Source organism: Photorhabdus thracensis, assembly GCF_001010285.1.
GTDB lineage: Bacteria > Pseudomonadota > Gammaproteobacteria > Enterobacterales > Enterobacteriaceae > Photorhabdus > Photorhabdus temperata.
On record NZ_CP011104.1, the window covers coordinates 4,171,533 to 4,183,156 of the forward strand.

The 11,624-nt window shown below is 44.4% G+C and carries 12 protein-coding genes and 1 other annotated feature; all 12 genes read left to right on the plus strand.

Going from position 1 to position 11,624, the window contains the following annotated elements:
- Positions 1-33 precede the first annotated feature (33 nt).
- Entirely contained in the window at positions 34-231 is a 198-nt protein-coding gene (gene rpmI / locus VY86_RS18165; protein ID WP_006118955.1) for a 50S ribosomal protein L35, read from the plus strand.
- Between the two features lie 41 nt (positions 232-272).
- Positions 273-629 (plus strand): 50S ribosomal protein L20, encoded by a 357-nt coding sequence (rplT, locus tag VY86_RS18170; RefSeq protein WP_021323015.1) that lies wholly within the window; start codon positions 273-275, stop codon positions 627-629.
- A gap of 104 nt (positions 630-733) precedes the next feature.
- Positions 734-858 (plus strand) — a sequence feature (Phe leader region).
- Positions 740-784, plus strand: a complete 45-nt coding sequence (pheM, locus tag VY86_RS26605) for a pheST operon leader peptide PheM (RefSeq protein ID WP_133814189.1) — start codon at positions 740-742, stop codon at positions 782-784. (Overlaps the previous feature by 45 nt.)
- Before the next feature lie 87 nt (positions 859-945).
- The gene (gene pheS / locus VY86_RS18175) at positions 946-1,929 is read left to right on the plus strand and encodes a phenylalanine--tRNA ligase subunit alpha (RefSeq protein ID WP_046975997.1); all 984 of its coding nucleotides are present in this window, start codon (positions 946-948) and stop codon (positions 1,927-1,929) included.
- Between the two features lie 14 nt (positions 1,930-1,943).
- Positions 1,944-4,331 (plus strand): phenylalanine--tRNA ligase subunit beta, encoded by a 2,388-nt coding sequence (gene pheT / locus VY86_RS18180; RefSeq protein ID WP_046975998.1) that lies wholly within the window; start codon positions 1,944-1,946, stop codon positions 4,329-4,331.
- A gap of 4 nt (positions 4,332-4,335) precedes the next feature.
- Complete coding sequence (ihfA, locus tag VY86_RS18185) at positions 4,336-4,632, plus strand: integration host factor subunit alpha (RefSeq protein WP_011146885.1); 297 nt, start codon at positions 4,336-4,338, stop codon at positions 4,630-4,632.
- A 65-nt stretch (positions 4,633-4,697) separates the two neighbouring features.
- Positions 4,698-5,705: a vitamin B12 ABC transporter permease BtuC gene (gene btuC, locus VY86_RS18190; RefSeq protein WP_046975999.1), complete on the plus strand. Its 1,008-nt coding sequence runs from the start codon at positions 4,698-4,700 to the stop codon at positions 5,703-5,705.
- A gap of 34 nt (positions 5,706-5,739) precedes the next feature.
- Positions 5,740-6,486 carry a vitamin B12 ABC transporter ATP-binding protein BtuD gene (gene btuD / locus VY86_RS18195; protein ID WP_046976965.1) on the plus strand — a complete coding sequence of 249 codons (747 nt, stop codon included), beginning with the start codon at positions 5,740-5,742 and terminating at the stop codon, positions 6,484-6,486.
- Positions 6,487-6,615: 129 nt separating this feature from the next.
- Positions 6,616-7,761: a UDP-4-amino-4-deoxy-L-arabinose aminotransferase gene (gene arnB, locus VY86_RS18200; protein WP_046976000.1), complete on the plus strand. Its 1,146-nt coding sequence runs from the start codon at positions 6,616-6,618 to the stop codon at positions 7,759-7,761.
- Positions 7,762-8,748, plus strand: coding sequence for an undecaprenyl-phosphate 4-deoxy-4-formamido-L-arabinose transferase (gene arnC, locus VY86_RS18205; RefSeq protein WP_046976001.1), 987 nt, complete (start codon positions 7,762-7,764; stop codon positions 8,746-8,748).
- Positions 8,749-10,734 (plus strand): bifunctional UDP-4-amino-4-deoxy-L-arabinose formyltransferase/UDP-glucuronic acid oxidase ArnA, encoded by a 1,986-nt coding sequence (gene arnA / locus VY86_RS18210; protein WP_046976002.1) that lies wholly within the window; start codon positions 8,749-8,751, stop codon positions 10,732-10,734.
- The gene (gene arnD, locus VY86_RS18215; RefSeq protein ID WP_046976003.1) at positions 10,731-11,624 is read left to right on the plus strand and encodes a 4-deoxy-4-formamido-L-arabinose-phosphoundecaprenol deformylase; all 894 of its coding nucleotides are present in this window, start codon (positions 10,731-10,733) and stop codon (positions 11,622-11,624) included. Before arnA ends, arnD begins: the two co-directional genes overlap by 4 nt.

An 11,624-nucleotide genomic window follows, 5' to 3' on the forward strand; every position in this document is an offset into this window, starting at 1 on the left:
CGTTGTAATTAACAATGCGAAGTGGAAATGAAAATGCCAAAGATCAAAACAGTACGCGGCGCCGCTAAACGCTTTAAAAAAACCGCAAGTGGTGGTTTTAAGCGTAAGCACGCTAACCTTCGTCACATTCTGACTAAGAAATCAACCAAGCGTAAACGTCATTTACGTCCAAAAGGCATGGTCTCCAAAGGTGATCTGGGCCTGGTTGTTGCTTGTCTGCCATACGCATAAGCAATTTTTAGATTAGAACTCAGAGACGATAGGAGAAGTATATGGCTCGCGTAAAACGTGGTGTTGTCGCCCGTGCACGTCACAAGAAAATTTTAAAGCAAGCGAAAGGTTACTATGGTGCCCGTTCGCGCGTTTACCGTGTTGCCTTCCAGGCAGTTATCAAAGCAGGGCAGTACGCTTACCGTGACCGTCGTCAGCGTAAACGTCAGTTCCGTCAACTGTGGATTGCACGTATTAACGCTGCTGCACGTCAGAATGGTTTGTCCTACAGCCGTTTCATTGATGGCCTGAAAAAGGCTTCTGTTGAAATCGACCGTAAGATCCTGGCTGACATCGCTGTGTTTGACAAAGTGGCATTTGCTGCTTTGGTTGAAAAAGCGAAGAGCGCTCTGGCATAAGTTAGAGTCGTTAAGAGGGGGAGCATGCTCCCTCTTTTACTTTGTTTGAAAATGTGGCTTACTAGAGCGTCGTTGTCAGAAAAAATATTTTTTCCGAGAGAACCCATGTTATGCCTTTAGCTTTTTTTCGCTTCTTTTTTTACTTTAGCGCCTGAATTCAGGGGGCTTTGCGCGTAAGAAAAGAAACGAAAAGTAGCGCCTGAGCCTCCGTTGTGGAGGCTTTTTTGTTTTTATCACATAAAAACAGAAGCAGGTTTATAGAGAGTCATTAACGATCATTATTAACAGGCCGTTAGGCCGAAGGAAGAGGAAAACGATGCCACATCTCGCTGAATTGGTTGCAAAAGCAAAAGCAGCCATAGAAGATGCCCAGGATGTTGCTGCGTTGGATTTGGTGCGTGTTGAATATTTAGGCAAAAAAGGCCATTTAACTCTCCAAATGTCATCGCTGCGTGATCTGCCGGTCGAAGAACGTCCAGCTGCCGGGGCTGTTATTAATCAGGCGAAGCAGGAAGTCCAGGAAGCTTTGAATGCCCGTAAAGAAAAACTGGAGACTGCTCTTCTGAACTTCCGTTTAGCCGCAGAGAAGATTGATGTATCTCTGCCTGGTCGCCGTATGGAAAATGGTGGATTACATCCGGTAAACCGTACAATAGAGCGGATTGAAACTTTCTTTGGTGAATTAGGTTTTTCTGTAGAATCAGGTCCTGAAATTGAAGATGATTATCACAATTTCGATGCATTGAATATTCCTGCCCACCATCCTGCACGCGCTGATCATGATACTTTCTGGTTTGATGCCAAACGTCTGTTGCGTACTCAGACTTCCGGTGTTCAGGTCCGGACTATGCATAGCCAACAGCCGCCTATTCGTGTCATTGCACCTGGTCGTGTATATCGTAATGACTACGACCAGACACATACGCCCATGTTCCATCAAATGGAAGGTTTGATTATTGATCGTGGCATCAGTTTTACTAACCTGAAAGGGACATTGCACGATTTCCTGACTAATTTCTTTGAAGAAGACTTGCAGGTTCGTTTCCGTCCTTCTTACTTTCCATTTACAGAACCTTCGGCGGAAGTTGACGTAATGGGTAAAAACGGTAAATGGCTGGAAGTGTTGGGTTGCGGTATGGTTCATCCTAATGTGCTGAATAATGTTGGCCTTGATCCTGAAATTTATTCTGGTTTTGCTTTTGGCATGGGGGTGGAGCGCCTGACAATGTTACGTTACGGCGTAACTGACTTGCGTGCGTTCTTCGAAAATGATTTGCGTTTTCTCAAACAGTTTAAATAAGGCGGGAATATCTCATGAAATTCAGTGAACTCTGGTTGCGCGAGTGGGTAAACCCAGCCATTGGCAGTGAAGAATTGACTGATCAAATCACTATGGTTGGTCTGGAAGTTGATGGCACTGAAGCTGTTGCTGGTCAATTCCATGGTGTGGTTATTGGTGAAGTTGTTGAATGTGGCCAGCATCCAAATGCGGATAAGTTGCGGGTTACAAAAGTGAATGTCGGTGGTGAGCGCTTATTGGATATCGTTTGTGGCGCACCGAACTGCCGCTTGGGGTTGAAAGTTGCAGTCGCCACAGTGGGTGCTGTGCTGCCGGGTGATTTCAAAATCAAAGCGGCGAAACTACGTGGTGAGCCTTCGGAAGGAATGCTGTGTTCTTTCTCTGAACTGGGTATTTCTGAAGATCACGACGGTATTATTGAATTACCTATTGATGCGCCTTTAGGTGTTGATCTGCGTGAATATCTGAAGCTGGATGATAGCGTCATCGAGATCAGCATTACACCTAACCGTGCTGATTGCCTGAGTATTATGGGGGTTGCACGTGATGTGGCAGTCGCTAATAAAATACCATTATCTGCACCGCAAATTGAGGCAATCAAGCCAACAACAGATGCTGTTTTTCCTATTCATGTTGAAGCAACAGAAGCTTGCCCTCGTTACTTGGGGCGGGTAATCGAAAAAATCAATGTGAAAGCGACAACGCCATTGTGGATGCGTGAAAAACTGCGTCGTGGTGGTGTCCGCTCTATCGACCCAATTGTCGATGTGACTAACTATGTGTTGCTTGAATTAGGCCAACCATTGCATGCATTTGATTTGGAACGCTTAAAGGGTTCAATCACGGTGCGTATGGCGAAACCGGATGAAAAATTGGTTTTGCTGGATGGTACAGAAGCCAGGCTTTCTGCTGATACTCTTGTTATTTCTGATGAAAAACAAGCCATTGCAATGGCGGGTATTTTTGGTGGTGAACATTCTGGTGTGAATGAAGAAACGCAAAATATTTTACTTGAGTGCGCATTTTTTGCACCTTTGGCGATTGCTGGTCGTGCTCGTCGTTATGGTTTACATACTGACGCATCTCACCGCTATGAGCGCGGTGTTGATCCTCAGTTACAACACCAGGCAATGGAGAGAGCGACTCAACTACTGATTGAGATTTGTGGTGGTGAAGCGGGGCCGGTCATTGATATTACTGATGAATCTCAATTACCAAAACCTGTAACAATCACACTGCGCCGTGAAAAATTGGATCGTTTGATTGGTCACTGTGTGCCTGATGAGCAAGTTGGTGATATCTTGACCCGTTTAGGTTGTAAAGTCACTGTTCAGGAAAACTGCTGGCAGGCGATTGCACCAAGCTGGCGTTTTGACATGGAGATTGAAGAAGATCTGGTGGAAGAAGTTGCCCGTATTTACGGTTACAACAACATTCCAGATGTACCGATGCGTGCAGATCTCATCATGAAAAAACACCGCGAAGTGGATCTTTCCCTGAAACGTGTTAAAACCATGCTGGTTGACCGAGGTTATCAGGAAGCGATTACTTACAGCTTTGTTGATCCTAAAATTCAGGCATTGTTGCATCCACAGCAACAGGCATTGATGTTGCCTAACCCAATTTCAGCGGATATGTCTGCAATGCGTTTATCATTGCTGACGGGTTTGCTGACAACGGTGGTGTATAACCAGAATCGTCAGCAAAACCGTGTACGCCTGTTTGAAACCGGCTTGCGTTTTGTTCCTGATGAAAATGCGGAGCAGGGTATTCGCCAGGAGCTGATGCTAGGTGGTGTCATTACCGGCAATCGTTTTGAAGAGCATTGGTCACTGGAAAAACAATCTATCGATTTCTTCGATATGAAAGGCGATTTGGAAGCTGTGCTGGAATTAACCGGGAAATTATCTAAGATTTCTTTTAGAGCAGATGTAAATCCGGCGTTGCACCCAGGTCAAAGTGCCGGGATTTATCTGGAAAATGAATACATCGGATACATTGGTGTTGTCCATCCGGAATTAGAACGTAAACTTGATTTAAATGGTCGCACAGTGGTATTCGAAATACTCTGGAACAAGCTGTCAGACCGCGTAGTTCCTGACGCGAGAGAGATTTCACGTTTCCCGTCAAACCGTCGTGATATCGCTATTGTGGTGCCTGAAAATGTTGCTGTAGAAGATGTTTTGGCAGAATGCAAGAAAGTTGGCGTAAATCATATAGTTGGCATAAACTTGTTTGACGTGTATTGTGGTAAAGGTGTAGCAGAGGGTCACAAGAGCCTTGCTATAAGTTTTATCTTGCAGGATACCGCACGTACACTGGAAGAAGAAGAGATTGCTGCAACTGTCAATAGATGTGTTGCAGTACTGAAACAGCGATTCCAAGCATCCTTGAGGGACTGAACCTATGGCGCTTACTAAAGCTGAAATGTCAGAAAATCTGTTTGAGAAACTGGGAATTAGCAAGCGTGATGCTAAAGATCTGGTTGAATTATTCTTTGAAGAAGTGCGTCGTTCTTTGGAGAATGGTGAGCAGGTAAAATTGTCTGGATTTGGCAACTTTGATTTACGGGATAAAAACCAACGTCCGGGACGTAATCCTAAGACGGGTGAAGATATTCCGATTACTGCTCGCCGAGTAGTGACATTCCGTCCTGGTCAGAAGTTAAAAAGCAGGGTTGAGAAAGCCACACCTAAGGAATAATCAAAAAGGCCGCATTAATAGCGGCCTTTTTCTTATAAAGATCCTCTCTCATGAGCTGATTTCCAATGCAACCCACCTATTCCATTGCTGAATTAGTGACTCGTCAGAAAAGGCGTGATTATCGCTTTCTGACAATTCTAACTTGTTTATTTTTATTTGTTTTTTTTCTCTCACTTTGTGCTGGGGAAAATTGGATATGGCCTGATAAATGGTTTTCTGAAACGGGTCAATTGTTTGTGTGGCAGCTGCGTTTTCCTCGTGTTTTGGCTGTCGTTGCGGTAGGCGCAAGCCTGACTGTGGCGGGTGCGGTGATGCAGGCTCTGTTTGAAAACCCGCTGGCTGAACCGGGATTATTGGGGATCAGTAATGGCGCCAGCGTGGTGGTTGTGTTTTTGGTGCTGATGTTTCACGGTATTACGCCATTCTGGTTGTTGAGCATTGGCGCTGTGCTGGGCGCGCTCACTGTCACCATGATATTACTGACCTTTTCAAGAAAGCGTCATCTGAATAATGCCCGTTTGTTATTGGTGGGTGTCGCTTTCGGTGTTGTCTCTGGTGCATTGATGACATGGATGGTTTATTTTAGCACCAGTCTGGACTTGCGCCAGCTAATGTACTGGATGATGGGCAGTTTCAGTGGAATAGACTGGCGACAGCAATGGTTGGTTGTTGCTTTGTTTCCTTTAATCATTTGGTTGAGCAGTCAAGGAAAAGTACTTAATTTTCTTTCACTGGGAGAAACAACATCTCAGCAGTTAGGTATTTCACTTTATCGTTGGCGTAATCTATTTGTCTGCGCGATTGGGTTGCTGGTGGGGCTAAGTGTTGCACTTGCCGGAACAATCAGCTTTATTGGTTTGGTGATTCCACATATTTTGCGTTTGTGTGGTTTGACAGATTATAAAACATTGCTGCCTGCCTGTGTTCTGGCAGGCGGCTATGGATTATTGCTGGCTGATTTACTTTCCCGCCTTAGCCTGACGAATGCAGAAGTACCGATTGGCGTTGTGACTGCAACATTAGGAGCACCGGTATTCATCTGGTTATTGTTAAAAGTCAGAGACTGGAGTTAAGAAAGTGAATGATGTGCAAATCACTAGCCAGTTGATGACTCTCCGGCAAATCTCAGTACAAAACCGATTAATGCCGCTGACAGCCTCAATACAACAAGGTGAACAAATCCATCTCATTGGGCCGAATGGTTCAGGGAAAAGTACGTTATTGGCCTGTATGGCAGGTATTTTGCCGTATAGTGGTGAAATTGATTTGCAACAAAAATGCCTGAGTCAATATAGTCACGGTGAATTAGCACGGCACAGAGCATGGCTCAGCCAGCAAATTTCTTCTGTACCAATAATGCCGGTTTTTCAATATCTGCAACTGCACTTGATGCACCACCGGGTTAATTGTGACGATGTGCTGTCAGAACTTTGTGCTTATTTTAAATTGGGAATGCTGCTGGAGACACCGGTAGGAAATTTATCTGGTGGTGAATGGCAAAGGGTGCGGTTAACCGGGGTTTTTTTACAAGTTTGGCCAACAGTTAATTCGAAAGGTAAATTATTACTCTTGGATGAACCTGCAAATAACCTTGATATCACTCAGGTGGCAGCACTTGATCTGTTAGTAAAGAAATTCTGTGCACTCGGTGGAACCGTTATCATGAGTGGTCACGATCTTAATCACAGTTATGATAAAGCTGATCGGATCTGGTTGCTTGCCAATGGCCTATTGGTTGTGGATGGAAAACCGGATGAGGTAATGAAAGAAAATACGCTCTCCAGCGTTTTTGCGGCTGATATCAAATGTGTGTCAGAGAAAAGGCATAAATATTGGCGAGTTTTTTTGCCTTGATCATAGTTCAGTCAGGGTAAACCTATTGTAATTTTCACTTAATTTACTAAATCATACCTGCGTTGATGATTCGTTAAAATACAGTCATCTAATATGTCATTATACTATGAATGAATTGGACTGTTTTTTATGGATCGTTTTCTGCCATTTTCCCGTCCTGCCATAGGTGATGAAGAAATTCAGGCGGTAGAGAAAGTTCTTCGTTCGGGCTGGATTACAACGGGCCCGCAAAATCATCAATTGGAACAGGACTTCTGCCGTATGTTTGGTTGTAAACATGCGGTTGCCTTAGCTTCTGCAACGGCAGGTATGCATCTGACATTAATGGCGTTGGGTATTGGCCCCGGTGACGAAGTTATTACGCCGTCTCAAACTTGGGTTTCCACAATAAATATGATCTGTCTGCTTGGTGCTGAGCCGATCATGATTGATGTCGATCGCAATACCTTAATGGTCGAAGCAGAAACCGTAAAAGAAGCAATTACTTCCAGAACCAAAGCGATTATTCCTGTTCATTATGCTGGGGCTCCCTGTGATTTGGATGCACTGCGTGTCATTGCTCAGGATGCCGGTATTCCGTTGATTGAAGATGCGGCTCATGCAATAGGGACTCGTTATAAAAATGAGTGGGTTGGTGAGCATGGTACGGCTATTTTCTCTTTTCATGCCATAAAAAATGTCACCTGTGCGGAAGGTGGCTTAATTGTTACTGATAATAATGAACTTGCTGAACGAATCCGGTGTCTAAAGTTTCATGGATTGGGTGTTGATGCTTTTGATCGTCAAATTCAGGGCAGGAGACCGCAGGCGGAAGTTGTAGAACCGGGTTACAAATATAATTTATCTGATATTCATGCTGCGATTGCTGTTGTGCAATTAAGTAAATTGGAATCAATGAATGCTCGCCGTCGGCAAATTGTAGCCCGTTATTCAGCGGCATTAAAAAATTTGCCATTGCAGATGCTAAGTGTACCCGATTATGAACATTTACATGCACATCATCTGTTTATGGTGCGGATTAATAAGGAAATCTGTGGTATTGACCGCGACACATTAATGGAGCGTCTAAAAGAAAAAAATATCGGCACAGGTTTGCATTTCAGAGCCGCACATACGCAAAAATATTATCGGGAACGTTACCCGCAATTGTCGCTGCCTGAATCAGAATGGAATTCAGCAACGCTTTGTTCATTACCACTTTTCCCTGATATGAGTGATGACGATGTGGATTGTGTAATTGATGCTTTACAAGAAATTATTTCGGAGTGCAGATAAGTGTCCTTTGAACAAATTAAGAAAGTTTCTGTTGTTATTCCAGTTTATAACGAAGAAGAGAGTTTACCTCTTCTACTGGAAAGAACCTTGGCAGCGTGTAAACAATTGACTCAGGAATATGAGCTTATTCTCATTGATGATGGCAGTAGTGATAAATCTGCGGAAATTTTGATTCAGGCAGCGGAACAACCTGAAAATAATATTATTGCAATTCTGCTTAATCGTAATTACGGCCAGCATTCAGCAATCATGGCGGGTTTTAATCAGGTCAATGGCGATCTGGTTATTACGCTTGATGCAGATTTACAGAATCCGCCAGAAGAGATCCCCCGTCTGGTTAAAACCGCAGAACAGGGTTATGACGTTGTGGGTACCCGCCGGGCTAACCGGCAGGATTCCCTGTTTCGTAAAACCGCTTCAAAAATCATCAACGCGATGATTACTAAGGCAACAGGTCGTTCTATGGGGGATTATGGCTGTATGCTTCGTGCTTATCGCCGTCACATTATTGAGGCTATGTTGCAGTGCCATGAGCGCAGCACCTTCATTCCTATTCTGGCAAACACCTTCGCCCGTAAAACGATAGAGATTGATGTTGCCCATGCAGAGCGTGAATTTGGTGATTCCAAATACAACTTCATGAAGCTGATTAACCTGATGTATGACCTGCTTACCTGCCTGACAACGGCACCACTGCGTTTGTTGAGCGTAGTCGGGAGTGTCATTGCAGTTTCAGGTTTTTTACTGGCGGTACTGCTGATGACTTTACGTCTGATTTTCGGTTCTATTTGGGCAGCAGAAGGGGTGTTTACCCTGTTTGCCATCCTTTTCATGTTTATTGGCGCACAGTTCGTCGCAATGGGCTTATTAGGTGAATACATAGGCCGTATTTATAACGATGTTCGTGCGCGTCCACGTTATTTTATTCAAAAAGTGGTCGGAAATAAAAAGACCAACGACAACTCAGAAAACCAGGAAGAATACTAAATGAAAGCAATTATCTTTGCCTATCATGATATCGGCTGTGTCGGGATCAATGCCTTAACTAAAGCTGGCTTTGATATTCAGGCGGTATTTACCCATACAGATAATCCTACTGAAAACCATTTTTTCTCTTCTGTTGCCCGTTTGAGTGCAGATTTGGCGCTTCCGGTTTTTGCACCAGAGAACGTTAACCATCCACTTTGGATTGAGCGTATCCGGGAAATGAAGCCTGACGTGATCTTCTCTTTTTATTACCGGGACATGTTGAGCGAAGATATCTTATCGCTGGCGAGTGCAGGCGCATTTAATCTGCATGGTTCTCTGTTGCCAAAATACCGTGGCCGTGCCCCTATTAACTGGGCGATTTTGCATGGTGAAACAGAAACGGGTGTTACCCTGCATAAAATGGTATTGAAACCTGATGCAGGGGATATTGTTGCTCAACATAAAGTTGCTATTGCAGAAACAGATACCTCGCTGATTTTGCACGGTAAAATGCGTGAAGCGGCGGAAAAACTGCTTGATCAAGTATTACCGCAGATCAAAGCGGGAACTTACACTGCAACACCGCAGGATGAGAAGCAGGCAACTTACTTTGGTCGCCGTACTGCCGCTGATGGCGAAATTGATTGGAACAAATCAGCCACTGAAATCAACAACCTGATAAAGGCTGTGACAGAACCTTATCCTGGAGCATTTACTTTCCTGGGTGATCGCAAGATGACTATCTGGCGGGCTTCCGTGCTGAATAAAACGCATAACAAACAGCCAGGTACTATATTATCTGTAGCTCCGCTGATTATTGCCTGTGGTCAAGGTGCACTGGAAATTATGAGTGGGCAGAATGAATCCGGTCTGTATGTTCAGGGGACGCGTCTGGCGGCGGATATGAGCATTGTGACTGATATACGTGTCGGCCCAAAGGCAACCTCTCAAATTAGCCACCGTAAGCGTGTCTTAATTCTGGGTGTGAACGGTTTTATCGGTAATCATCTGACAGAGCGCCTGTTGCGTGATGGCAACTATGATATCTACGGTATGGATATCGGTTCTGCTGCTATTGAACGTTTTATCGGTAATCCGCGTTTTCACTTCATTGAAGGTGATGTCAGCATCCATACTGAGTGGATCGAGTATCACATCAAGAAATGTGATGTGGTTCTGCCGCTGGTGGCTATTGCAACCCCAATTGAATATACCCGCAATCCACTGCGCGTATTTGAACTGGATTTCGAAGAGAATCTAAAGATTGTTCGTTATTGTGTTAAATACAATAAACGGATTATTTTCCCGTCCACATCAGAAGTTTACGGAATGTGTGATGATAAAGAGTTTGATGAAGATGATTCTCGTCTGATTGTTGGTCCGATTAACAAACAGCGCTGGATCTATTCTGTATCCAAACAATTATTGGATCGTGTTATCTGGGCATATGGTGAGAAAGAAGGACTTAAATTCACGCTGTTTCGTCCATTTAATTGGATGGGGCCACGTTTGGATAACCTGAACTCTGCGCGTATTGGCAGTTCCAGAGCAATTACACAACTGATATTGAACTTAGTTGAAGGCTCGCCGATCAAACTGGTAGATGGTGGTGAACAGAAACGCTGCTTTACTGATATTAATGATGGTATTGAAGCGTTATTCCGGATTATTGAAAACCGTGATGGGTTGTGTGACGGTCAAATTATCAATATTGGTAATCCAACTAACGAAGCCAGTATTCGCCAGTTAGCAGAAATGTTACTTGATAGCTTTGAGAATCATGAGTTGAGAGGGCATTTTCCGCCGTTTGCCGGATTCAAAAAGATTGAAAGCGGAAGTTACTACGGTAAAGGCTATCAGGATGTTGAACACCGTAAGCCCAGCATTAAAAATGCGGAACGGCTGCTGGGTTGGAAACCAACTATTGAGATGAAACAGACGATCAATGAAACATTGGATTTCTTCCTGCGTGGTGAAGTGGAAGAATTAGGGAAAAATGCATGAAACAAGTTGGCTTGAGAATTGATGTGGACACCTATCGGGGAACCCTTGAAGGGGTACCGCAGTTGCTTAAAATCTTGGCGAAGCATCAGATTCAGGCCAGTTTTTTCTTCAGTGTCGGGCCGGATAATATGGGACGCCATTTATGGCGTCTTTTACGGCCGAAATTCTTATGGAAAATGTTGAGATCAAATGCGGCATCTTTGTATGGTCTTGATATCTTACTGGCGGGCACTGCATGGCCGGGTAAGAAGATAGCCAGGGATTTAGGCTATCTGATGAAGCAAACGCTGGATGCAGGCCATGAAGTTGGCTTGCATGCATGGGATCATCAGGGTTGGCAGGCGAAAGTTGGCCGCTGGTCTGAAGCTCAGTTAACCGAGCAGGTTAAACTGGGCGTAGAGGCCTTGGTACAGGCAACGGGTCAACGGGTAACGTGTTCCGCTGTTGCTGGCTGGCGGGCGGATGAACGCGTACTTGCAGTAAAACAGCGGTTTGGTTTTGATTACAACAGTGATTGCCGGGGGACCCATCCATTCCGACCCATTTTACCGGATGGTACTATTGGCACTGTGCAAATTCCGGTGACGTTGCCAACTTATGATGAAGTGATAGGAATTCAGGTTAAAGATGAAGATTTTAACCGGTTTATCCTTGATGAAATAAAAAACAACCAGGGAGTCCCGGTATATACCATCCATACGGAAGTGGAAGGGATGTCCAAATCCACAGAATTTGAAGCTCTGCTGGAAATGGCCCACTGGGAAAACATACAATTTTGTGCATTGAGTCATCTGCTGCCTGAAAATACACAGCGAATTCCTGTGGGAAGAATCGTTCGTTCTGAATTTCCTGGCAGAGAAGGGTGGTTAGGATGCCAACAAGAGGTTTAA